At 71.4% G+C, this 22,931-nt stretch carries 22 protein-coding genes and 1 tRNA gene; 7 read left to right on the plus strand and 16 right to left on the minus strand.

Features of this window, described 5'->3' with window-relative positions; genetic code table 11:
* The first annotated feature begins 383 nt into the window (after window positions 1-383).
* Complete coding sequence (locus VFZ92_RS05720; RefSeq protein ID WP_330874721.1) at window positions 384-797, plus strand: ATP-binding protein; 414 nt, start codon at window positions 384-386, stop codon at window positions 795-797.
* 6 nt (window positions 798-803) lie between these two features.
* Here VFZ92_RS05720 and VFZ92_RS05725 read toward each other — a convergent pair whose 3' ends face one another.
* From VFZ92_RS05725 to VFZ92_RS05740, 4 genes are all read right to left on the minus strand, one after another.
* Window positions 804-1,823: an FUSC family protein gene (locus tag VFZ92_RS05725; RefSeq protein WP_330874722.1), complete on the minus strand. Its 1,020-nt coding sequence runs from the start codon at window positions 1,821-1,823 to the stop codon at window positions 804-806.
* Complete coding sequence (locus VFZ92_RS05730; protein WP_330874723.1) at window positions 1,820-2,269, minus strand: hypothetical protein; 450 nt, start codon at window positions 2,267-2,269, stop codon at window positions 1,820-1,822. The genes VFZ92_RS05725 and VFZ92_RS05730 overlap by 4 nt, the downstream gene beginning before the upstream one ends.
* Before the next feature lie 105 nt (window positions 2,270-2,374).
* Window positions 2,375-3,478: a YeiH family protein gene (locus tag VFZ92_RS05735; RefSeq protein WP_330874724.1), complete on the minus strand. Its 1,104-nt coding sequence runs from the start codon at window positions 3,476-3,478 to the stop codon at window positions 2,375-2,377.
* On the minus strand, window positions 3,478-3,621 hold the full coding sequence (locus VFZ92_RS05740) for a hypothetical protein (RefSeq protein WP_330874725.1): 144 nt from the start codon (window positions 3,619-3,621) through the stop codon (window positions 3,478-3,480). The genes VFZ92_RS05735 and VFZ92_RS05740 overlap by 1 nt, the downstream gene beginning before the upstream one ends.
* 228 nt (window positions 3,622-3,849) lie before the next feature.
* Here VFZ92_RS05740 and VFZ92_RS05745 point away from each other — a divergent pair, with 228 nt between their 5' ends.
* Complete coding sequence (locus VFZ92_RS05745) at window positions 3,850-4,638, plus strand: DUF1684 domain-containing protein (protein WP_330874817.1); 789 nt, start codon at window positions 3,850-3,852, stop codon at window positions 4,636-4,638.
* Window positions 4,639-4,678: 40 nt separating this feature from the next.
* On the opposite strand, the gene VFZ92_RS05750 is transcribed toward VFZ92_RS05745, so the two are convergent.
* Window positions 4,679-5,695 (minus strand): alpha/beta hydrolase, encoded by a 1,017-nt coding sequence (locus tag VFZ92_RS05750; protein WP_330874726.1) that lies wholly within the window; start codon window positions 5,693-5,695, stop codon window positions 4,679-4,681.
* A gap of 16 nt (window positions 5,696-5,711) precedes the next feature.
* Window positions 5,712-7,031, minus strand: a complete 1,320-nt coding sequence (locus VFZ92_RS05755; protein WP_330874727.1) for a cytochrome P450 — start codon at window positions 7,029-7,031, stop codon at window positions 5,712-5,714.
* 220 nt (window positions 7,032-7,251) lie between these two features.
* Between VFZ92_RS05755 and VFZ92_RS05760 the strand changes: the two genes are divergently transcribed.
* On the plus strand, window positions 7,252-8,022 hold the full coding sequence (locus VFZ92_RS05760; RefSeq protein WP_414719822.1) for an SAM-dependent methyltransferase: 771 nt from the start codon (window positions 7,252-7,254) through the stop codon (window positions 8,020-8,022).
* Between the two features lie 128 nt (window positions 8,023-8,150).
* The gene (locus tag VFZ92_RS05765; protein ID WP_330874729.1) at window positions 8,151-10,214 is read left to right on the plus strand and encodes a putative bifunctional diguanylate cyclase/phosphodiesterase; all 2,064 of its coding nucleotides are present in this window, start codon (window positions 8,151-8,153) and stop codon (window positions 10,212-10,214) included.
* A 46-nt stretch (window positions 10,215-10,260) separates the two neighbouring features.
* Here the strand turns inward: VFZ92_RS05765 and VFZ92_RS05770 are convergent.
* Window positions 10,261-10,332: transfer RNA gene (locus VFZ92_RS05770), tRNA-Cys, on the minus strand.
* 203 nt (window positions 10,333-10,535) lie between these two features.
* On the opposite strand from VFZ92_RS05770, the gene VFZ92_RS05775 reads away from it, so the two are divergent.
* Window positions 10,536-13,748 carry a LamG-like jellyroll fold domain-containing protein gene (locus tag VFZ92_RS05775; protein ID WP_330874730.1) on the plus strand — a complete coding sequence of 1,071 codons (3,213 nt, stop codon included), beginning with the start codon at window positions 10,536-10,538 and terminating at the stop codon, window positions 13,746-13,748.
* A 58-nt stretch (window positions 13,749-13,806) separates the two neighbouring features.
* On the opposite strand, the gene VFZ92_RS05780 is transcribed toward VFZ92_RS05775, so the two are convergent.
* Together VFZ92_RS05780 and VFZ92_RS05785 are read right to left on the minus strand one after the other, a co-directional pair.
* Window positions 13,807-14,553, minus strand: coding sequence for a thaumatin family protein (locus tag VFZ92_RS05780; protein ID WP_330874731.1), 747 nt, complete (start codon window positions 14,551-14,553; stop codon window positions 13,807-13,809).
* Between the two features lie 35 nt (window positions 14,554-14,588).
* Window positions 14,589-15,002, minus strand: coding sequence for a cysteine/serine endopeptidase inhibitor (locus VFZ92_RS05785; protein ID WP_330874732.1), 414 nt, complete (start codon window positions 15,000-15,002; stop codon window positions 14,589-14,591).
* Between the two features lie 343 nt (window positions 15,003-15,345).
* Here VFZ92_RS05785 and VFZ92_RS05790 point away from each other — a divergent pair, with 343 nt between their 5' ends.
* Entirely contained in the window at window positions 15,346-15,507 is a 162-nt protein-coding gene (locus VFZ92_RS05790; protein ID WP_330874733.1) for a hypothetical protein, read from the plus strand.
* Between the two features lie 100 nt (window positions 15,508-15,607).
* Here the strand turns inward: VFZ92_RS05790 and VFZ92_RS05795 are convergent, their stop codons facing one another.
* Both VFZ92_RS05795 and VFZ92_RS05800 read right to left on the minus strand, forming a co-directional pair.
* On the minus strand, window positions 15,608-17,128 hold the full coding sequence (locus VFZ92_RS05795; protein ID WP_330874734.1) for an alpha/beta hydrolase: 1,521 nt from the start codon (window positions 17,126-17,128) through the stop codon (window positions 15,608-15,610).
* Window positions 17,129-17,205: 77 nt separating this feature from the next.
* Window positions 17,206-17,493, minus strand: a complete 288-nt coding sequence (locus VFZ92_RS05800) for a hypothetical protein (protein WP_330874735.1) — start codon at window positions 17,491-17,493, stop codon at window positions 17,206-17,208.
* An 89-nt stretch (window positions 17,494-17,582) separates the two neighbouring features.
* Between VFZ92_RS05800 and ppk2 the strand changes: the two genes are divergently transcribed.
* Window positions 17,583-18,533, plus strand: a complete 951-nt coding sequence (gene ppk2, locus VFZ92_RS05805) for a polyphosphate kinase 2 (protein ID WP_330874736.1) — start codon at window positions 17,583-17,585, stop codon at window positions 18,531-18,533.
* 359 nt (window positions 18,534-18,892) lie between these two features.
* Here the strand turns inward: ppk2 and VFZ92_RS05810 are convergent, their stop codons facing one another.
* From VFZ92_RS05810 to urtB, 5 genes are read right to left on the minus strand one after another with little or no spacing between them, the layout of a single operon-like run.
* Window positions 18,893-19,570 carry a GntR family transcriptional regulator gene (locus tag VFZ92_RS05810; RefSeq protein WP_330874737.1) on the minus strand — a complete coding sequence of 226 codons (678 nt, stop codon included), beginning with the start codon at window positions 19,568-19,570 and terminating at the stop codon, window positions 18,893-18,895.
* 10 nt (window positions 19,571-19,580) lie between these two features.
* On the minus strand, window positions 19,581-20,276 hold the full coding sequence (gene urtE / locus VFZ92_RS05815; RefSeq protein ID WP_330874738.1) for an urea ABC transporter ATP-binding subunit UrtE: 696 nt from the start codon (window positions 20,274-20,276) through the stop codon (window positions 19,581-19,583).
* Window positions 20,273-21,016: an urea ABC transporter ATP-binding protein UrtD gene (urtD, locus tag VFZ92_RS05820; protein ID WP_330874739.1), complete on the minus strand. Its 744-nt coding sequence runs from the start codon at window positions 21,014-21,016 to the stop codon at window positions 20,273-20,275. Before urtD ends, urtE begins: the two co-directional genes overlap by 4 nt.
* Entirely contained in the window at window positions 21,013-22,047 is a 1,035-nt protein-coding gene (gene urtC, locus VFZ92_RS05825) for an urea ABC transporter permease subunit UrtC (protein ID WP_330874740.1), read from the minus strand. The genes urtD and urtC overlap by 4 nt, the downstream gene beginning before the upstream one ends.
* A complete protein-coding gene (gene urtB, locus VFZ92_RS05830; RefSeq protein WP_330874741.1) occupies window positions 22,044-22,928 on the minus strand; it encodes an urea ABC transporter permease subunit UrtB in 885 nt (294 codons plus the stop codon). Before urtB ends, urtC begins: the two co-directional genes overlap by 4 nt.
* Between the last annotated feature and the right edge of the window lie 3 nt (window positions 22,929-22,931).

The following is a 22,931-nucleotide window of genomic DNA, read 5'->3' on the forward strand; positions in this document are numbered from 1 at the left end:
TTTCCGTTGTGGTGCTTGGCGGGGGCATACCCGACGGGGCAGTTCCCACACGTGCCGGAGATCACCGGACCGTCCTGGGGACGTCGTGGTCGCCTCGACCCGCCTTCGGACAGGGGTTACCCGGTTCCGCGGCGTTCCACACCGGGCGACGGCGAACGGGTACTCCGATCGGTGTGGATCCGCACCCTTCGGTGAGGTCGACGGCCCCGGCAGGTTTGACCGGCGCACGGCGGGGAACCCCGTTTCTTTCGGTGCTGCCGCCCGCCCGGAACGGGGCGGCCGTCCCGACCGTCCGATGAGCACGACGAACCGGCCTGCCGCTCTGGGGAGAGCGGTTCGGTGCGGGAACCACTGGGGGACGACGGGCGTGAGGTCGAAGTGCGATGACGGGATCTAGGGCTCACGTGGCGCGGATCGACGTGGACCTCCAGCGCCACGCGACGCCGCCGCTGGCCGCTCTGCGCGCGGACATCCGCGCGATGCTGGCCGACGAGGCCGTGGAGTGCGCGGAGGACGTCGAGCTGCTGGCCACCGAGCTGGTCACCAACGCCTACGACCACGGTTTCCGGCCGCTCTACGCGCGGCTGTGGACGCCGGACGCGGGCAAGCTGGTGCGCTTGGAGGTGGCCGACTCGGACCCGGTCAACCTCCCGGTGCTCGGGCTGTCCCGGTTCGGGGCGGAACGCGGTCGTGGGCTGGTGCTGGTGGACCAGCTGGCGCAGCGGTGGGGGAGCGCGGTGCGGTCGTGGGGGAAGACGATCTGGGCGGAGGTGGCCTGCGGGCCGTCGATCGCGTAGGTCGCGCTAGTCCCGCGTCAGGGCGGCCAGCGCCTCCCGCGTCGGCAGGAGCATCCCGCTGAGCCCCCGCGCGGTTCCCGGCGACTCCGCCGGGCCGTCGGTGACGCGCTGGTCCAGGACCGTGAACAGGTGCTGGGCGCGGGTGACCGCGTCGTGGAACCGCTCGTCCGGCTCCTGCACCCCGCCCAGCACGTCCGCCAGCGCGTCGAGCAGGTCGGCGTACTCCGCGCGCGACTCGTGGCCGGGGTAGTGGGCGACCTGTCCGGAGTCGGCGCTGGAGCGCACGGCCTCGGTGATCTGCACCAGGCGCGGCCAGGCTTCGCGGAGCCGGGCCTCGGCCGTGTCGGAGGTGCGGCGGTCGCGGCGACGGCGGCGCAGGTTCAGGCGGTCGGCCTCGTCGCTCCAGCCCACGGCCTCCTCGGCACCGCGGACCAGCCGTTCCGACCGCCGCATCCGCCGCACCCAGGCCTGCGGGTCGAGCGGTTCCTCGGTGTCGCGCAGCGCCTTCGCCAACGCGGTCAGCACCTCCCGCAGCTCGTGGACGAGGTCGGACGTCGCCGACCCGGCCCACCGCGAGTAGGTCGGGGGGAGGACGAGCGCGTTGACCACCGTCCCGATCACGGCACCGAGCGCGGTCTCCACCAGCCGGTCGAGCAGCAGCACGCCCTCCAGGGCGCCGCCGGTGGTGAGGACCAGCACCGCCGTGACGCCGAGCCACCGGCCGCCGGAGCCGTAGACCGACCAGCGGCCGAGCAGCGTGCCCACCAGCACCGCGACACCCAGCGCCGCGGACGCCTCCGGGATGATCCGGGACGCCAGGAACGCCACCAGCACCGCCGACGCCGTGGCGGCGAGGTGCTGCGCGGACCCCTTCACCGACCGGTACACGGTCGAGTCGATCATCAGCACGGCGGCGTACGGCGCGAGGAACGGCTGGGGCAGGCCGAGCACGCGGTCCGCGAGCAGCCAGGCGAGCACCGCCACCAGCGCGCACTTGCCCGCCTGCACCACCGCGTGGCGCGTCACCTCGCGGGGATGAGCACTCGGGGCGCGGAGTGCTTCACCCGCGCGCGCAGCCACACGAGCTGCCGGTCCGTGTCCTGCTCGCACGACTCCGCCACGTCCAGCAGCGCGCTGTCGCGCAGACCGCGGGCGGCGTGGGCCACGATCGTCCACGTCAGGTCCACGAAGGAGGCGAGCACGTAGACGTCCAGCAGGTCGCGCAGCAGACCGGGTCCGCCGTGGTGGGTGGTCGCCAGGCCGGGAGGACGCGCGTCGACGCCGTCGCGGTGGCCGTAGCGGGCCACGACCGGCGCCAGCCTCTCGACGTGGCGGTCGCTGGCGGCGGCGAGGCTCTCGCACGTGCGCGCGACGTCCGGCTCGACCGCGTCGTTCGTCGCGACGAGCCGGAAGGCGTCGGCGAGCGAGCGTTCGGCGGTGTCGAGCAGACCCACGTACGTCGCGAGGTGCACGGTTCACTCCTTGTCTCCCGGGAGGGTGGGCATACCCGTGTCGATCACCGCTGAAACGCCGATGTCCGGCGAACCTCGCGGTCGCCGGACATCGGGGAAGTCGTTTCAGGCGCTGAAGTTCCAGAACAGCAGGGCCGCCAAACCCAGTGCTGCCAGCAGGTTCACCACCGTCGCCGCGGCGAAGACGCCGACGGGCCGCCACCCCGCCCGGCGCAACGCGGACACGCGGAACTCCAGTCCGATCGAGACGAACGCGAGGATGAGGAACCACGTCCGCAGGTCGTTCACGACACCGATGGCGGCCTTGCCCTCCGCGGCGGGAACGGCGGCCAGGTAGACCGTCGCGATGACCGACGTGGCGAGGAAACCCAGCACGAACTTGGGGAAGCGCCGCCACAGCTGGCGCGCGACCGGCTCGGTCGACGCGGTGGTGCGCTCGACGCGCAGGGCGAAGTACGCGGTGAGGGCGACGGCGACGACGCCGAGCAGCGCGTTCTGCGTGACCTTCACGATCGTCGCGATCTGGAGCTGCTGCTCGCCCGCCAGCGCGCCCGCGGCCGTGACGGCGGCGGTGGTGTCGATGTTGCCGCCGATCCACGCGCCCGCGACCGCGGCGGGCAGGCCGATGAGCCCGGCCAGCCACGGCACCAGGAAGATCGACGGCAGCGCGAACACGATGACCAGGCTCGCGCTGTAGGCGAGCTGCTCCTTCTTCGCCTGCACCGCACCGGCCGCGGCGATGGCCGCGCTCACACCGCAGATCGCCACGGCCGACGCGAGCAGTGCCCGCAGCTTGTCGTCCAGGCCCGCGCGCCCGCCGAGCCACCAGGCGAAGCCGAACACGATGGAGATCAGCAGCACCGACTGGGCCAGCGCCGGACCGGCGGCCTGGGCGATGACGGACAGGTTGATCGACGCGCCCAGCAGCACCAGGCCGGTCTTGATGAAGAACTCGGTGCGGAAACCGCCGGAGAGCCGGTCGCGGAGGCCGGTCGCGCCCAGGACCGCGTTGCCCAGCAGCCCCAGCAGGATCGCGTAGACCGGGTACTCCACCGCCGCGCCGACGCCCTCCAGGCCGGTGCCCTCCGTCCACGTCGGCACCGCCTTGGACAGCAGGCGCACGACGGCGGACAGCCCGAGCACCGCGACGACGCCGAGCAGCGCCCACAGCAGCGGGGATCTGCGGGTCGTGCCCGTCGACGCCGTCATCACGGCACCAGCCCGGTCGGGATCACGCCGAGCAGGGCGAGCGCGACCAGTACCAGGCCGACGACGACCGCCAGCCAGTCCTCGTCGAGCCTCCGGGTGGGTGGAGGGGACGCGGTCGGGTCCCCGGAGTTCTGCTGTGCCATCGGGTTCTCCCCGTGCGGGTGGTCGGTGCAGCGGCGAACCTAGCGACGGAGGGCCGTGCGGTGGAGAGTAAGATCGACTGTCCCACCAGGTGAAATCCCGCCCGAAGAATCCACTGTGGACCCGGTCGGTTTCCGGTACGGGGTCCACTGGGTGGAACGCGGAACAGGAGCGACGGCCCGTCGTTGGCATGGGTGGACGGTGTGGCACGACGACGGACGGAGACGGTGATGGGCGCGCGGCTGTTCGCGGACGAGTGGAGGGACTGGAAGGCCGAGCGGGAGAGGGACCTGGCCGACCCGCACGGCTGGTTGGCCCTGGTGTCGCTGGACTGGCTGGACGACACCCCGAGGCGCTACGGGGACGTGCCCGGCCTGTGGTGGCAGGACGCGGAGGCCGCCTACCTCGCCCCCCAGGGGGCCGACCTGGTCCACGAGGGCGAACCCGTCGTCGGCGTGCGCCGCTTCGCGCTCGTCAACAGCGGCGCGGGAACGCGGGTGTCGGCGGGCGACGTGGAGGTCGAGGTGGCCAACCGGTCCGGCTACCTGGTGCGGGTGCACGACCCGAAGGCGCCGGTGCTGCGGGACTTCCGCGGCGTGCCGTCGTACGAGCCGGACCCGGACTGGGTGCTGCGGGGGCGGTTCGAGCCGTTCGACGAGCCCCGCCCCACCACGGTGGGCGCGGTCGTCGCGGGCCTGAGCCACGTGTACACCGCGCCCGGCGTGGTGCGGTTCACCCACGGCGGCGTCGAGCACGCGCTGACCGCGTTCAACGGCAAGGCGGGCGGGCTCAGCATCCTGTTCACCGACGCCACCAGCGGGGTCACGACGTACGCGGCGAACCGGTCGATCGGCGTGGGGGCGCCGGACGAGGACGGCGGGGTGGTGCTCGACTTCAACCGGGCGGTCAACCTGCCGTGCGCGTTCACCGACTTCGCCACGTGCCCGCTGCCGCCCGAGGGCAACCGGCTCCCGTTCGCCGTGGAGGCGGGCGAGAAGCTGCCCCACGAGCGCTCCTGACGGCCGCCGGGTGGCGCGGACCGCGCCACCCGGCGAGCGGTCAGCCGACGGTGCGGGCCCAGTCCGCGACCACCCGGTGGTAGGTCGGGGCGTTCGGCGCGTAGTTGATCGAGTGCCCGTAGCCGTCGAGCACGTAGGCCTGCAACCGGGCCGCCTCGGCGAAGAACGGGGCCTCCGAGGCGCGCAGCGCGGCGGCCGACGAGCAGTCGCTGCCCAGCGGCCGACCGCAGAAGTGCGTGTCGCCGTCGCCGACGACGACCAGCACCGGCACGCTGATCCGCTGGGTGAACGGGATCAGCACGTTGGTCAGCAGGAGCGTGTCCACGGCCTCGGTGGCCGCGAAGACGTCCTTGGTGGCCTCGTCGTGGGCCATCGCGTCCGAGACCTCCGGGCCGGGGCTGTGGAACGCCCGGTAGCGCGTGCCGGGGGCGGTCGTCAGGTAGCCGAGGTCGAGCGTCGTCCCGAGGAACTTCAGGTCCAGCGCCGCCGGGATCATGTTCGCCAGCACCGGGACCACGGTCACCAGGTTCATCCGGTGCGTCATGCCGGTGACGATCACGCCGTCGACGTCCTGGTAGGTGCCGGCCTCGATCATCGCCATCGCCGCGCCGATGGAGTGGCCGCCGATGAACACCGTCGTGAACCGCGGCCGGAGCGTCCGCACCACCTGGTGCACGGCGGAGGCCTGGGCGCTCGCGGTGACGAGCGCGCTGAGGGGCTTGGAGCTGCGCCCGGTGCCGAGCCGGTCCACGGCCAGCGTCGCGTACCCGGCGTCGTTCATGCTCCGGCGGTACGACCGGGTCTGGGGTGCGTACTCGACGTCCCAGTACGACCCGTTGTAGGTGCCGCCGGGGATGAGCACCTGCACCGCGGTCGCGCCGAGCGGCGTGCACAGCTTGCCGAACACGCTCTGCGCCGTGCCCGCGACCGTGACCGGAACACGCACCTCCTCGCACGTGACGGGCGCCGCGCCCGCCGGGAGGGCGGGCGCGGCGAGGCACGTCCCGGCGGTGAGCAGCACGCCGACGCACAACCGGCGGAAGAACAGCGAACGCACGGAGAACAACCTCCAACTAGTGACGGGGAACTGCTTTCATCGCCAGCCCGACGGGATAGGCGGCGGAGGTGAACTTCACGCGAACCGGCTGTCCCGGTACCGGCACCAATCGCCATTTCGCGAGCACGGTGGCCACGGTGATGACGATCTCGGTTTGCGCGAACACGTTCCCGACGCACTGGCGCGTGCCCGCGCCGAATGGAATAAAAGCGCCTTTCGGCACGTCGCGGGAACGCTCGGGTGACCACCGGTCCGGATCGAACCGCTCGGGGTCGGGATGGGAATCGGGGTCGAAGTGCAGCGCGTGCGGACTCACGATCACCTCGGCGCCCTCGGGAATGCGCACACCGCCGATGTCGACGGCCGCGGTGGCGCGGCGCATCAGGAACCAGATCGGGTACATCCGCAGGACCTCGTCGACCACCCGGCGGGTGTGCACCAGGTGCGCGACGTCGTCGGCGGACACCGGGCGGCCCCCCAGCACCTCGTCGACCTCGGCGAGCAGTCGCCGCTCGACCTCGGGGTGGCGGGCGATCTCGTGGAAGACCCACGACAGGGCCAGCGCCGTCGTCTCGATCCCGGCGGTGAGCAGCGTCAGGACCTCGTCGTAGGTCTGCTGGTCGGTCATGCCGGAGCCCGCGTCGTCCTGGGCGAGGAGCAGCATCGACAGCACGTCGCCGTGGTCCCGGCCGTCGGCGCGCCTGCTCGCGACCAGGTCGAGCACGATCGCGCGCATCCGCGCGACCGCCCGGTCGAACTCCCGGTTGGCCGGGATGGGCAGCCGCTCCAGGAAACCGGGGGACAGCGCGCGGACCATGCCCTGCTTGATCACCACGAAGATGGAGCGGCGGATCTCGTCGACCGCGCGCAGGCCCACCTCGGTGGAGAACAGCGCCTCGCCGACTACCGTGACCGCCAGGGCCTGCATGTCCTCCTCGACCAGGCGCACCTCGCCCGGCGTCCACGACCCGATCAGGTCCGAGGCCGCGGCGACCATGGTCGCCGCGTAGCCCGCGATCCGCTCGCGGTGGAACGCGGGCAGGACGAGCTTGCGCTGCCTGCGGTGGAACGGGCCGTTCGACAGCACGAGCCCGTTGCCGAGGTAGGGGCGGAACTTGTCGAACATCGCGCCCTTGCGAAAATTGGCACCACGGGTCACCAGCACCTCGTGAACCAGTTCCGGGCTGGTCACGAAATACGTTTCCATCGGACCGAGGAATAATCGAACGACCTCGCCCTCGGCGCGCAGCGACGAGGTGAAGCGGAACCGCTGCCTGAGCATCGACGGTGTGTGTCCGACGAAAGGCCAGCGGCCGTGAGCCACCGGGACGGACATCATCGCTCCTCGAAGGGAAGGCGAATGGAGTCGCTCACCCTAGGGGCTATTCGGCGGAAACGCACAGCACCCGATCGGGTGGCTTTCCTTCACACCGTTGCCGGGGCTCCACATCGGGTGTTCGGGGGCTAGGATCGTCGCTCCAGCAGCCGAATGAGGTGCGACCGTGGCACGGCAAAGGGACTGGGTTCCCCAGGACATCGACATTTCCGTTCCGAGCATGGCGAGGACCTACGACTACATCCTCGGGGGTGGGCACAACTTCGCGGTCGACCGCGCGGTCGGTGTCCAGATCGAGCGGATCATGCCGGGACTGAGGCAGGCGGCCAGGGTGAACCGGGCGTTCCTCGGGCGGGCGGTGCGCTTCATGGTGGACAGGGGTGTCCGGCAGTTCCTGGACATCGGGTCCGGCATCCCGACGGTGAACAACGTGCACGAGGTCGCGCAGTCGCGGGACCCGGAGTGCCGGGTCGTCTACGTGGACCGCGACCCCGTCGCGGTGGCGCACAGCGAGCTGATGCTCTCCGGCAACGACCGCGCCGCGGTCGTGCACGCCGACATGCGCGACCCGGAGGGCATCCTGGACAGCCCCGAGGTCCGGCGCCTGCTGGACCTCGACCAGCCGGTCGGCCTGCTCATGCTGCTGATGCTGCACTGGGTCGACGACGAGTCCGACCCGCCCGGCCTGCTGGCCCGCTACCGCGCCGCGCTCGCGCCCGGCAGCCACCTGGCCGTCACGCACGCTTCCGGCGACCACCAGGGGGACGAGGTGACCGACGCGACCGAGGTGATCAGGCGCAGCAGGAGCCAGGACCAGATGAACCTGCGCACGCGCGCCGAGATCGGCGAGCTGCTCACCGGGTTCGACCTGCTGGAGCCGGGTCTGGTCGGCTGCGGCGAGTGGCGTCCGGAGGGCCCCGCGGACATCTCCGACTCGCCGGACATGAACATGCTGGTCTACGCGGCCGTTGGGGTGAAGTCCGCTCCCTAGCGCAGGGTCACCGAATCGGTATTTTTCTCACGATCGTGTGGTCGGGCTTCACGCTCTCGGTCGAATGGTGGAAGACGGCCAGTGGGTAAACTCCCCGCGCACCCCGACATCCGAGTAGGCCAACGACCATGTCCAACCCAGGCCGGAATCCGGACTCCCCGCAGCCGCAGCCCGATCCGCCGCGCAGGCGCCGGGCGCTCGCCCGCAAGTGGACCTACCTCCTCAGCGGCGTCGTCGTCGTACCGCTGACCGCGGAGGAGCTGGACCGCGAGCTGAGCGAGCAGTTGGACGCGGTGTGCGACGGGCTCGGGCCGGGGCCGTTCGACCCCGCGGTGCTCGAACGCGTCGGCGAACGGCTCGCCGACCTGGGCTACGTCGGCGAACCGGGTCTGCGCTGCACGCTGGACGTCCTCGGCAAGGGCCTGCTGTCGCTGTCGGAGTTCCACCCCGTCGAGGCGAACGCCGAGCGGATCGTGCTCGGGCTCGGCGCGCTGGCGGTCGGCTTCCTCGCCGCCAACCAGCGGGCCGTGATCGAGCAGCAGGAGAGCATGCAGCTCTCGCTGTTCAAGGCGGTCCGGGACGCGAAGACGAACCTGCGCGAGAGCGAGGCGCGCTTCGACGAGGTGGCCACGTCCTCGACGAGCGGCATCATGATCATCAGCCTGGACGGCCAGCTCGTGCGCGCGAACGCCGCCATCGGCGAGATCCTCGGGTACCTCCCGGCCGAGCTGACCGGCACCACGCTCTTCGACCTCGTGCACCCCGATTCCGCGGACGTCCTGCGCGACGCGATGCGGCAGCTGCTCGACGGCACCGAGACGCGGATCCGCCAGTCGCAGCGCCTGCTCCGCAAGAACGGCGACACGGCCAGGATCTCGCTGACCACCTCGCTGCTGCGCGGCCCGGACGACGAGCCGAACCACCTCGTGATCGTGGTCGAGGACGGCACCGAGCTGATGCTGCTCCAGGGCGAGCTGAAGCGGCAGGTGCTGCACGACGTGCTGACCGGCCTGCCGAACCGGCAGTACTTCGGCAGCAACCTGGAGGCCGCGCTGCGGCGGGCCGACCCGGAGTTCGGCGTCACCCTGCTGCACCTCGACCTCGACGCGTTCGGCATGGTGTGCAACAGCCTCGGCAGGCAGACCGGTGACCGGCTGCTGGTCCACGTCGCCCAGTGCCTGAAGGTGGTGCTGGCGGGGGAGAAGGCCATGATCGCCCGGTTCGACGGCGACGAGTTCGGCGTCCTGCTGGAGAACTCGGCCACGACCCCGGACGTCGCCACCATCGTGGCGGGCATCAACGCCGAACTCGCCGAACCGACCTTCGTGGACGGTCGCGGGCTCGCGGTGTCGGTGAGCGTCGGCGTGGTGCACCGCCCGTCGCCGGACCTCGACCCCACGGATCTGCTGCGCGCGGCCGACCTCGCGCTGCGCCGCGCCAAGACCAGGCGCGGCCAGTGGGAGCTCTACCACCCAGACCAGGACGCGCGGGACCGCGAGGAGCAGGCGCTCGCGGTGTCGATGCCGGGCGCGTGGGAGCAGGGCGAGGTCGTCGCGGTCTACCGGCCCGTGGCGCGGCTCGCGGACGGCGCGACCGCGGGCGTCGAGGCGCTGCTGCGCTGGTTCCACCCCGACCTCGGCCCGCTGGACCACGAGCGCTGCGCGGACCTGGCCGAGCAGACCGGCCTGATCCTGCCGCTGGGGGAGTGGCTGCTGCGCGTGTCGAGCGGCCAGGCCGTGTGGTGGAAGAACGTGCCGCTCGTCGTCGGCCTCACCGGGTACCAGTCCGCCGACGCCGACCTGTCGACCCGCGTGGTCCGCGTGCTCAGGGAGACCGGGCTGCGGCCGGGGCAGTTGACCATCGGGATGCCCGTGCGGGCGCTGCGCGTGCCCGAGGCGGCGGACAACTTCGGCGTGCTCGCCGACATGGGCGTGGCGACGATGCTCGACGGCTTCGGCGGTGGTGCGGACGACCTGGCGCTGTTGGGGGAGTTGCCGGTGCGGTCGGTGCGGCTCGCGTCGTCACCGTTCGCGACCGAGTTGGCGGCGTTGGTGCACGGTGTGGGCGCGTCGGTCCTCGTCGGTGGTGTCAACGGCGAGGAGCAGGCGGAGTCGTGGCGCTCCGCGGGCGCCGACCTGGCGTCGGGCGACCTGTTCGGCGCTGCTCGACCGCCCGGCGACCTGAGCTTCTGACCTGTGCGAACCGGCGTGGAGCCACCCTCCACGCCGGTCCCCCACGAGGCGGAGACGGGAATTGAACCCGTGTAGCAGGCTTTGCAGGCCTGTGCCTCAACCACTCGGCCACTCCGCCGGACCCGATCACGCCCCGCGACCGTAGCCCCCCGGTCCGGCGGTGGCCACGACGTCCACTGGACGGGATTCGGCTTGCCCTGTCCGCTTCGTCCGATCAGACAAATTTGTGTGCGGTGCTGTTGTTCTCTGTTGAAACATGTTAGTAATCGAGCTGTTTTCTGTGAGGTGACTCACGGCCTGGCCGCCAGGAAGGGAAGCTCGATGCCTCGACCACACCTGCGGGCGCTCACGTTGGCGCTGCTGCTGGTCCTCTCCGTGGTCACGCCGACAGGCGTGGCCGCGGCGGGCGCCCCCGAACCCGCTGCCGTCGTGCACGGGTTGAAGGGCGAGTACTACCGGATGTCCGCTCCAGGAGCTCGCGACTTCGCCCAGCTCGGCGGCGTGATGCTCGACCCCAACATCGACCTGCCGGGTCTCGCGGGCACCTTCGCGTCCCTGACCGGTCAGTCCGAGCACACCACCGCCCGCTGGACCGGCAAGCTCACCGCGCCGACCACCGGCGACTACACGTTCCACCTCATCGGCGACAACGGCTTCCGGTTCTTCCTGGACGGGCAGCCGGTCATCGACCACTGGGTCGGCGACTGGGACGTCGAGCAGCACAGCGGGCCGGTGCGCCTCGTCGCCGGTGAGGCCCACGACTTCAAGCTGGAACTGTTCCAGGACATCGGCGGCGCGAACGCGTTCCTCCGCTGGTCCACGCCGCAGCTGGCGAAGGAGATCGTGCCCGAGTCGGCGTTCACGCCGCCGGACGGCTTCCAGGTGTTCCCGGTCGAGCCCAGCGTCGCCGAGGACGGCCTGAAGGTCGTCGCGGACTTCGAGCAGCCGATCACCGACCTGGGCCAGGCCGCCGCGCACCTGGGCGTCGAGGTCGACACGACCCCGTTCCCGGTGTCGAAGGTCGCCGTGGACCGGCGCGACAGGTCCAAGCTCGTGATCACCCTGTCCCAGCCGGTGCAGAAGGGGCAGCGGGTCAAGTTCTCCTACGACGGCACCGGCGGCCTCGTGGTCGGCGGCGAGACCGTGCCGCAGATCATCCGGTCGGCGGCCAACGCCTCGAAGCACCGGCTGACCACCGAGTGGGGCGACAAGCTCGACAAGAACAACCCGCTGCCCGAGTACCCGCGGCCGCAGCAGGTCCGCGACGACTGGCTGAACCTCAACGGCCAGTGGGAGTTCGCGGGCGCGAAGGAGGGGGAGCTGCCGGTCTTCGGCAAGACCCTCGCCGAGAGGATCACCGTGCCGTTCCCGGTGGAGTCCCAGCTCTCCGGGCTGGAACGCCACGAGGACCACATGTTCTACCGCAAGCTCGTCAGCGTGCCGCGCGACTGGAAGATCGGGTCGGGGCAGCGGCTGAAGCTGAACTTCGGCGCGGTGGACCACCACGCGCGGGTCTTCGTGAACGGCAAGCAGGTCGCCGAGCACTTCGGCGGCTACAGCGCGTTCACCGCCGACATCACCGACGCGCTCAAGGGTTCCGGCAAGCAGGAGATCGTCGTCGCGGTCACCGACACCACCGGCCCCAACCAGCCGATCGGCAAGCAGTCGCGCAACCCCGGCGGCATCGTCTACACGCAGAACTCCGGCATCTGGCAGACCGTGTGGCTGGAGCCCGTCCCGGACGTGGCGATCGACTCGGTCGTCACCACGCCCGACCTGGCGAAGAGCGCGCTCCAGGTGCGGGTGACGTCGGCGTCCTCCACCGCGAAGGTCACCGCGACCGCCCGTGACGCCAAGGGCCGCAAGGTCGGCACCGTCAGCGGCACGGCCAACCAGCAGCTCACGCTGAAGATCGACAAGCCCCGCCTGTGGAGCCCGGACGACCCGTACCTCTACGACCTGGACGTCGAGCTGAGCCAGGGCCGCAGCAAGGACGAGGTCGAGAGCTACTTCGGGATGCGCTCCATCGCCGTGCAGAACGTGGGCGGCTTCCCGAAGCTCGTCCTCAACGGCAACCCGGTGTTCTCGCTCTCCATGCTGGACCAGGGCTTCTTCCCCGACGGCCTGTACACGGCGCCGAGCGACGAGGCGCTGCGCTGGGACCTCAAGGCCCAGAAGGACCTCGGTTTCAACGCGGTCCGCAAGCACATCAAGATCGAGCCCGCCCGCTGGTACAAGCACGCCGACGAGCTGGGTCTGCTGGTGTGGCAGGACTTCGTGTCCGGCGACTACACCACCCCCGAGGGCCAGCAGGCGTTCCTCACCGAGGGCGACCGGGCGATGGAGCAGCTGCACAACTTCCCGTCGATCATCGGCTGGATCGTGTTCAACGAGGGCTGGGGCGAGTGGAACCGCGAGGAGACCGGCCGGATCGCCGAGCGCGTGAAGGCGACCGACCCGTCGCGGATCGTCAACGCCCACAGCGGCGTGAACTGCTGCAACTCCAAGGGTGACTCCGGCAAGGGCGAGGTCATCGACCACCACGACTACAACAACACCGACCCGGCGTTCCCGGACGCGACCCGCGTCGCGATGGACGGCGAGCACGGCGGCTTCACCCTCCGCACCCCCGGCCACATGTGGCCCGGACCGCCCGCCGCGATCTACAGCGGGGTCAAGGACAAGGCGGCGCTGACGGCGAAGTACGTCGACAACACCGCCACCTTCTACCTCGAAGCGGCGGGCGCGGAGCTGTCCGGCTCGGTCTACACCCAGGTGACCGACCTGGAGACCGAGCTGAACGGCCTGTGGACCTACGACCGCCGCGAGATCAAGGTCGACCCCGGCCCGGTCCGCGACATCAACCGCAAGGTCATCAAGGCGGGGGCGGAGGCGGGCAAGGACGCCACGTTCCCCGGCAAGGGCGACTGGCCGCTGGACGAGAACAAGGGCACCACGTCGGTCGACCTCAGCGGAGGCCGCAGCCCGCTCACGCTCCAGGGCGGCACCACCTGGGCGCCCGGCGTCAAGGGGTCGGCGCTCAAGTTCGACGGCGTCGACGACTCCGCCGAGACCGCCGCGCCCGTCCTGGACACCGCGAAGGACTACACCGTCGCGGCGTGGGTGACGCTGGACGAGCTACCCGGCAACTACGCCACCGCCGTGAGCCAGGACGGCAGGCGCCAGGAGAGCCCCTTCTACCTCCAGTACGGCCAGGGGGCCTTCGCGTTCAGCACGCCGGGCGGCAACCGCGCCCGGCTCGTCACGACGCCGGAGCTCAACCGCTGGTACCACCTGGTCGGCGTCCGCGACCACGCCACCGGTGAGGTCCGGCTCTACGTGGACGGCCAGAAGGTCGCCACCAACCCGGCGGGTCCGGACGTCACCAGCACCGGCCCGCTCGCCGTCGGCCGCGCGAAGTTCGCGGGCACCAAGGGCGACTACTGGTCCGGCTCGATCGACGCCGTGCACGCCTACGACCGCGTGCTCACCGACCAGGAGGTGACCGCCCTCTACACGGCCGAACGCGGCTGATCGACGAGAACCCGGCCGGGCGGTGGTCCTCCACCGCCCGGCCGAGCCGTGCCGGTGGTCAGGAGCCGCCGTGGAAGGTGACCGTGAACCCCCGGCAGGAGGCGCACTGGAACACGGTCTGGTTGCCGGGCTCGGTGTCGTGCCCGGACCACGCGTAGGCCCTGGGGCACCGGGCCTTGACCGCGTCGCTGTAGTTCGTCGGCGCGTCCCGGTTCGGGCTGACGCAGTTGATCCGGGAGCCGTCGGGCGCGTAGCGGACGTGCTCGGGCGGGCAGAAGGGCAGGACGTCGGTCGTGCAGCCCGCCGAGGCGCAGGAGTTCGAGCCCGGTGGCACGGTCGCTCCCACGGCCTCGATGGTGATCGGCAGGGAGAACGCGTTGACGTGGCTGACGTTGTACCAGGGGGCGAGGCCGTCGCGGGTGTCGAAGTTGAACTCGGCGAGGCTCGCGGGCTGTTCGCCGGTGGTGCAGCGGTCGGCCTGGACGCCGCAGTCGCCGACGGTGCAGCGGAAGTCGCGCCCGGACGTGCCGGTGCACCCCTGCCTGGCGAAGAACTTCCCGCGCCAGTGCCCCGGAGCCGCCGACTCCGGGACCGTGACCGTCGCCGACCGCCCGTTCGCCAGCACCGGCAGGGAGGTGAGGTTCACGGACCCGTCGGCGTTGACCGTGCTGCCCACCCACACGGTCCGCCCCGACCGGTTGACGAAGGTGACGGTGTGGTCGGCCGCGGCGCCCGCCGTGCCCGTGGTCAGCGCCGACGCCGTCACCAGCAGTGCGAGCAGGACCCGCGCGACCCTAGTGGACATCGTGGTTCCTCTCCGTTCTCCAGGGGATCGGGGTGTCATCGGCGCACGAACGACCACGTCACCGGGATGGTGCCCAGACCGGTGTCGGCCAGCGAGGAGAACGCGGGCGCGCTGAGGTCGACGTGCGTGCTGCCGCAGCCCGCGCACTTGTCCCTGACCGGCGCGGTGACGGTGCGGCCGTTGTGGGTGACCTGGACGGACACGCCGCGGCACAGCGGGTCGTCGTTGGGGTTCGCCGAGGTCCAGTACGCGGCGGGCACGGCGACCAGCAGCTCGGTCCTGGCGTCGATCGGCGTGCCGCAGGCGCCGAAGCCCACGGCGTCGTAGTAGGTGCTCCTGCCGTTGATCGGCTGGTCGAACGGGATGTCGGCCCAGGCGGTGCCGACGGTGGCCAGGGAAAGCGCGACGCCCGCGGCGAGCAGGCCGAACGACTTGGTGGTTCTCCGCATTCCGACTCCTTTTCCCGCACGATCCGGAAGAAGTCATCATCGCAGCTCTTCCGGGTGGAGAACCCTGTGGTTCACCCGTAAAGAAGCGCGGCGCGGGCGGCGGACCCGAATTGTCCGGACAGGATGTGTCTACGCTATTGACAGCGCTCCGCCCCCACTGCTTCCGGCGCGTTCTGGTCCATTCGGTGGTGCGCAGGGGTGCGACTGGGCGGCCCGTCGCGGCCGTGCGGGACCGGAGTTCCGGACGAGTGCGATTCGCGCGGGGATTAATCGGGTGCGTTCGCGCGCTCCGGTGCGCCACACTGCCCGGACCACCCGTTTTCTGTGGGGGAAGGAGGGATGGGTGTCCGATCCCGTGTCGTCGCACTGGATTCTCACGCACAAGAGCGAATCGCAGATCCGGGCCGAGGAGGAGTCGGCGGGGCGCTTGGCCGCCGCGTTGGCGCAGCCCTTTCGGCGCGTTCACCGGGCGCTGACCAGGGTTTTTCGCCGTCCGCGCGACTGAGGTCGACGCTCGGCGGGAAAATGGCGTGCGTTCTTTTGTCGAATGGGCTAGGAGTGGTGCCGCGGGGAGTTCGAACGCTCCCCGCGGCACCATTGTCGACTCAGGCGGAGAACGGTGCTCGGTCGATTCCGCAGGTCGCCCCGACAGCGGGCAGCGTGCCCGAGATCAGGTAGTTCCGCTTGGCCGTTTCCGCGCACGCGCTGCGCACGAACATGGTGCTGTGGCCGGAGCCCTCGACGGTGAGGACGCGGGTCCTGGCGAGTTCCGCCGCGCCGTCCAGCGCCCCGTGCAGCGGGGTGGACGGGTCGAAGCGGCTGTTGATCACCAGGATCGGCGCCGCCGTCCAGCGGTTCCACGGGCCGGTGTAGCGGTCGGCGTCCTGGTGGCGCCAGGTCGCGCAGGCCATCATGTCGAACACCGCGATGCGGCCCCAGTACGGCACCCGCAGCTCCTCCGAGGCGCCGTAGGCGGTGTAGGCGGCCGTGCCGCGCGGGAACGCGCTGTCGGAGCACTGGATCGCGTTGAACGCCTCGGTGCGGTTGGTGATGTAGGGCTCCGCGAGCGTTCGCCGCGCGGGAGCGGTGTGCAGCGCTTGCAGCGTGCGGGCCGTGTCCTTCCACAGCTCCGGCTGGGCCAGGTCGCCGTTGACCCGCGCGATGAGGGCGGTGTGGTCGAACGTCTCGCCGTCGACCGTGATCGGCGACTGGCGCACGCGAGCGACCAGCGCGGCCCACTTGGCCTTCAGGTCGCCGCCCGCGAACGCGCAGTCCGCGCCGGGCGCGGCGCACTGGCGGAGGAACGAGTCGAACGTCTCGGCCGCGCCGCGCGGCACGTCCTGCCGGGTGTCCAGCGGGACGGTCGTGCCCTGGTTCCCGTGGCCGGTGGCGTTGCCCACGAAGTCCATCGACCCGTCGAACGCCATGGCGCGCACGCGGTTCGGGTACAGGTTCGCGTAGATCGCGCCGAGGTGGGTGCCGTAGGAGATGCCGTGGTAGGTCAGCTTGGCGTCGCCGACCGCGCGGCGCAGCAGGTCGAGGTCACGGGCGGTGTTGGCGGTCGAGACGTGCTCCAGCAGGCTGCCCGCGTGCTCGGAGCAGCGCTGGGCCAGCTCGTCGTAGCCCGCGTAGAAGGCGGGCTCGTCGGCGGGGGTCGCGGGGAAGTCGCGCAGGCCGCCGAGGAACCGCTGCTGCTCGGCCTCGGTGTCGAAGCAGCGCACGGTGGCGCTGCGGCCGATCCCCCTGGGGTCCCAGGACACGACGTCGAACCGGGCGCGCAGCTCGGGCGAGAACAGCCACGGCCACTGGCCGCGGGCGCGCAGCCGTTCCACGCCGGAGGCGCCGGGGCCGCCGAAGTTCACGAACAGCGTGCCGATGCGCGTGCCGGGGCCGGTCGCGGGCAGCTTGATCAGGGACAGGTCGATCGCGGCGCCGCCTGGCTGGTCGTAGTCCAGCGGCACGGCCGCCGTGCCGCACAGGAAGCCGTCCGCGCAGTCGCTCCACGTCACGGCCGGCGTGGCGGCCCGGTCGGTGTCCGTCGCGGCGAACGACTGCGGTGCGGTGGTGAGCAGGCCGCACAGCACTCCCGCGACGGCGGTCAGGGTGATCCATCTGGTTCGCTTCACGGCGCGAACACGCCGGACCGCGCGAGTCGGTTGCCCCGATCGGCGAAACCGCCGACAACCTCAGCGCCGCACCGGTTCTACTCGCCGCGCATCGACCGGCGGATCTCCTCCAGCCGGTCGCGGCCCGCCTGGTCGCGCTCGGCCATCCGCTCCTCGACGGACTTCGCCTCGGGCACGTCGCCGGACAGCTCCGTCGCCGCGGCGGCCGTGCCGACCCTGGTCTCGATCCTGTCGCGCACGTAGTCGAAGTTCGGCACCCCCGACTCGGTGTAGTCGAAGGCCGGGACGACCGGCGGGGCGGACTCGGGCTCGTCGACGAGCTCCGCCTCGATCGCAGGCAGCTCGTTCCGCTGGTGCTCGCCCATCGCCGTGCTCCGTCCGTCGGTTCCCGTGACGACCGCCATTGTTCACCGCGACGCGCGTAACCGCGGGACCGAGGGGGTATGTCCGAGTTATGCACCAGTTGTCCGATGTCCCCAGCCTGCTCGCCGAGTTCCGCGTCGACCACACCGACGAGGACGATCCCGTGCTGCTGCGCCACGACGGCACGCCGGTGGACACCTGGCGGCAGAACTACCCCTACGACGAGCGGATGACGAGGGCCGAGTACGACCAGGACAAGCGGCTGCTCCAGATCGAGCTGCTGAAGCTCCAGTACTGGATCAAGGAGACCGGGCAGCGGCTGGTGATGCTGTTCGAGGGGCGCGACGCGGCGGGCAAGGGCGGCACGATCAAGCGGTTCACCGAGCACCTGAACCCGCGCGGCGCGCACGTGGTGGCGCTGGAGAAGCCGTCGGAGCGCGAGCGGAGCCAGTGGTACTTCCAGCGGTACATCGCTCACCTGCCGTCGGCGGGGGAGATGCTGCTGTTCGACCGGTCCTGGTACAACCGCGCGGGCGTCGAGCGGGTGATGGGCTTCTGCACCGACGAGGAGTACCAGCGGTTCCTCCAGCAGGCGCCGGTGTTCGAGAACATGCTGGTGGACGACGGCGTGCACCTGGTGAAGTTCTGGTTCTCGGTGTCGCAGGAGGAGCAGCGCACGCGGTTCGCCATCCGCCAGGTCGACCCGGTGCGGCAGTGGAAGCTCAGCCCGATGGACCTGGAGTCGCTCGACAAGTGGGACGAGTACACGACCGCGAAGGTGGCGATGTTCCGCGAGACCGACACGGAGAAGGCGCCCTGGACGGTGGTGAAGAGCAACGACAAGAAGCGCGCCCGGCTGGAGGCGATGCGCAGCCTCCTGGTCCGGTTCGACTACCCGGACCGCGACGACGAGGTCGTCGGGAAGCCCGATCCGCGGATCGTGGGCGCCGCGGCGACGCTGCTGGAGTCGGGCGAGGACGACACGGACCTCACGCCGACGCCGCTGCACCCGGCTGTGGAAGGGCCGGGGTTGCACCCGTGAGCCGGGCCGGCGGGGGCGGCGCGGGTCTCCCGCCGACGCTCTTGCACCGGGCTGCGGATGGGACCGGGCCGCGTCCGTGAGCCGGGCCGGCGGGGATGACGAGGGTCTCCCGCCGGCTGCCTTGCTCCCGGCTGTGGGCGGGCTGGGGGTCGGACCGGTGAGCTGGGCGGGTGTTGGCGACGCGGGTCCGGCGCTGACACCCCTGCACCGGGCTGCGGATGGGGCCGGGGTTGCACCCGTGCACCGGGCTGGGGGCGGGGGCGACGCGGGTCTCCCGCCGGCGTCCTTGCTCCCGGCCGTGGACGGGCCGGGGCCGCACCCGTGAGCCGAGCCCGTCGGGGCGCCCGCCCCGGCGGGACTCACTCGACCCGCGTGCTGTGCCGTGCGGCGAGCGCGCGGCCCGCGCGCTCGACCACGACCTCCAGCGACGCGCCGAGGTGCTCGTGCAGCAGGACCAGCGCCTCCTCCAACCGCCCCTCGCGCACGCGTTCCATGATCTCGATGTGCTCGGCGATGGCCGTCTCGACGTGCCCCTCGACGGTGAAGTCGTACATCCGCGCCGTGCGGGTGCGGTGGTTCACCGCGACCAGCGCGGCCACCAGCTCGGGGTTGCCGGACGCGCCGAGCAGCGCCGCGTGGAACCGCTCGTCCTCCAGCACGAACTCCGGCCGAGGGGCCGGGGGGTCGGTGCGCAGGCCGTACCAGTGCTCCAGCTCCGCCTCCAGCGCCCGCACCGAGTGCCGGACGGAGGGGTTCTCGATCGACCGCGCGATGCCCCGCAGCTCCACGGCGATCCGCACCTCGTGGAGGTCCCTGATCGTGGTCAGGTCCGGCACGACGATCGAGTAGCCGTAGTCCTCCCTGCGCACCAGTCCGTCCGCCTCCAGCCGGGTCAGCGCCTCCCGCACGGGGGTGCGGGAGACGCCGAGCTTCTTGGCGAGCTTCGGCTCGGTGAAGCGCTCGGCCGCCCCCCACCCCCCGCCGAGGACCGCGTCGTGCAGCCGCAGGTACACCTGGTCGCGGAGGGAACCGGTCATGGTCGGTCCCTCAGATGGCCATCGCGGCGCGGACGCCGTCGAGCGCCGCGGTACCGCCCGCGCCCGTGGCGGTGATCCGGCCCGCCTCCAGCACGTAGTAGCGGTCGGCGGTGCTCAGGGCGAAGCCGATGTGCTGTTCGACCAGCAGCACGGACAGGCCGCCGCTCGTGGACAGGGTCCTGATCGTCTCCTCGATCTCCGCGACCACGGACGGCTGGATGCCCTCGGTCGGCTCGTCCAGGACCAGCAGCTCCGGCCGGGTGATCAGCGCCCGCGCGATGGCGAGCTGCTGGCGCTGCCCGCCCGAGAGCAGGCCCGCGCGCCTGCCCAGCACCGGGACCAGCGCCGGGAACACCTCCAGCGCCCCGGCGAGCAGCCGCTTGCCGTCCTTGCGGGCGTCGGCGACCAGCCTGAGGTTGTCCTCCGCCGTGAGCTGCGGGAACGACTGCTGGCCCTGCGGCACGTAGGCGAGCCCGCGCTTCACCCGCTCGTTCGGGCGAAGACGCGTCACGTCCTCGCCGTCCATCAGCACCCGACCGCTCGTGGGCCGCAGGAGTCCCGCCGCCGCGCGCAGCAGCGTGGTCTTGCCCGCGCCGTTGTGGCCCATGACCGCGACCACCGAGTCCGACGGGACCTCGACCGTCGCGCCGTGCACGACGGTCGAGCGCCCGTACCCGACGGTGACGTCCACCAGGTCCAGCTTCACGCCCCCACCTCCGCGCGGCCCAGGTAGACCTCCTGGACCAGCGGGTCGGCCTGCACGTGGGCGACGGTGCCCTCGCTGAGCACCCGGCCCGCGTGCAGCACGGTCACCGACGTGGCGAACGAGCGCATGAAGTCCATGTCGTGCTCGACCACGACGACCACGCAGTTCTCACCGACGCGCTGGAGCAGCTCGCCGGTCTGCTGGCGCTCCTCGGCGCTCATGCCCGCCACGGGCTCGTCCAGCAGCAGCACCTTCGAGTCCCGCACGAGCAGCATCCCGATCTCCAGCCACTGCTTCTGCCCGTGCGCGAGCACGCCCGCCTGCCGGTCGCGCAGGTCGGTGAGCCCGACGACCTCCAGCGCCGCCTCGACCTCCGGCGGTGTGGACGACCGGCGGCGCAGCATGGTGAGCGGTCCGCGTCCGGCGCCCGCGGCGATGTCGAGGTTCTGGAGGACCGTCAGCTCCTCGAACACGCTGGCCGTCTGGAACGTCCGGCCGACGCCGAGCCTGGCGATCCGGTGCACCTTGCGGTTGAGCAGCTCGGTGCGTCCGAACGCGGCCGACCCGGTCGCCGGGACCAGGCCGGTGATCGCGTCGACCAGCGTGGTCTTGCCCGCGCCGTTCGGGCCGATGAGGAACCGCAGGTCGCCCTGGAGCACGGTCGTGGTCACGCCGTCGACGGCGACGAACCCGTCGAAGGAGACCCGGACGTCGGTCAGTTCGAGGTAGTCGGACTTCACGCTGTCTCCCTGCGCCGGGTGAGGATCGAGCCCACGGTGGACAGCCCGCGCGGCAGGAACGCCACGACGAGCACGAACAGCGCGCCCTGGAAGTAGATCCAGAACGACGGGAAGCTCTCCGACAGCGACGTCTGCGCCCACGCCACGGCGATGGCGCCCAGCGCCGGGCCGAACAGCGTCGACCGGCCGCCGATCGCGACGCCGATCAGGAACGCGATCGACGGCACCACGCCGACGCTGGCGGGGGAGATGATGCCGACGATCGGCACGAACAGCGCGCCCGCGACACCGGCCACCACCGCGGCGACCACGTAGGCGACGACCTTGACGTTCGCCGGGTCGTAGCCGAGGAACCGGACGCGCTCCTCCTGGTCGCGCACGGCGATCAGGAGTTCGCCGTAGCGGGAGCGGTAGAGCTGCCAGACGACGAGCAGCACCGCCAGCAGCGTGCCCGCGGCGATGTAGAACAGCATCCGCTTGTTGACGGGGTCGAACAGGTTGAAGCCGAAGAACGACCGGAACCCGTTGAGCCCGTTGGTGCCGCCGATCGTGGCCTGCTGGCCGACCAGCAGGATCGCGAACGCCGCCGCGAGCGCCTGCGACAGGATCGCGAAGTACGCGCCGCGCACCCGCCTCCGGAAGACCGCCATGCCGAGCCCGTACGCCACCAGAGCCGGGACCAGCACGATCGCCACCACCGTCACCACGGGGTCGCGGAACGGTTCCCACCAGACCGGCACCACACCGGACCCGTAGAGCTTCATGAAGTCCGGCACGCCGTTCGGGCCCGCGTCGGCCAGCTTCAGGTGCATCGCCATGACGTACGCGCCGAGGCCGAAGAACACGCCCTGGCCCAGCGTCAGCATCCCGCCGCGACCCCAGGCGAGACCGATCCCCACGGCCACGATGCCGTAGCAGACGAACCGGCCCAGCAGCGAGAGCCGGAAGTCCGACAGCACGGCCGGTGCGAGCACCAGCAGCGCCAGCGCGAGGACGATGAACCCCGCGACCTTGCCGTGCTCACCCCTCATGCCAGGCTCCTCGTCCGGATGCTGAAGATCCCCTGCGGCCGGACCTGGAGGAACACGACGACCACCACGAACACCGCCACCTTCGCGAGGCTCGCGGTGGTGGAGTACTCGAAGGTCGCCTGCATCAGGCCGAGGCCGAAAGCGGCGATCACCGTGCCCTTGATCTGCCCGATGCCGCCCGCCACCACGACCAGGAAGGCGTCGACGATGTAGTTGGTGCCCAGCGTCGGGCCGGTGGAGCCGAGCAGCGTCAGCGCGACACCGGCGATGCCCGCCAGGCCCGAGCCGATGAAGAACGTCAGCCGGTCGGTGGCCCTGGTGGAGATGCCCACCGTCTCGGCGAGGTCGCGGTTCTGCACGACGCCCCGGACGCGCCTGCCGAGCGAGGTCCTGGTGAGGACGAGCGCGAGCACGCCGACGGCCGCGACCGACAGCGCCAGGATGAACAGCCGGGCCGCGGGGACCTGGGTGAAGCCGAGGTCGACCCCGCCGGACAGCCAGGTCGGGGCCTTGACGTCCACGTTGGGCGCGCCGAACACGTCGCGCGCGACCTGTTGCAGGATCAGGGCCACGCCCCACGTGACGAGCAGCGTGTCGAGCGGGCGGTGGTACATCCGGTGGATGAGCAGCACCTCCAGCAGCAGCCCGAGCAGGCCGCCGACCAGGAACCCGAGCGGGATCGACACGACCAGCGCCAGACCCGCGTCGGCGATGAAGCCCTGCACGACGAACACCGTGTAGGCGCCCGCCATCATGAACTCGCCGTGCGCCATGTTGATGACGCCCATCTGGCCGAACGTCAGGGACAGGCCGAGCGCGGCGAGCAGCAGCACCGACCCCAGGGACAGGCCCGCGAAGAGCTGGCCGAACAACGCTTCCACGTG

The organism is Umezawaea sp. (assembly GCF_036375055.1).
Taxonomy (GTDB): domain Bacteria; phylum Actinomycetota; class Actinomycetes; order Mycobacteriales; family Pseudonocardiaceae; genus Umezawaea.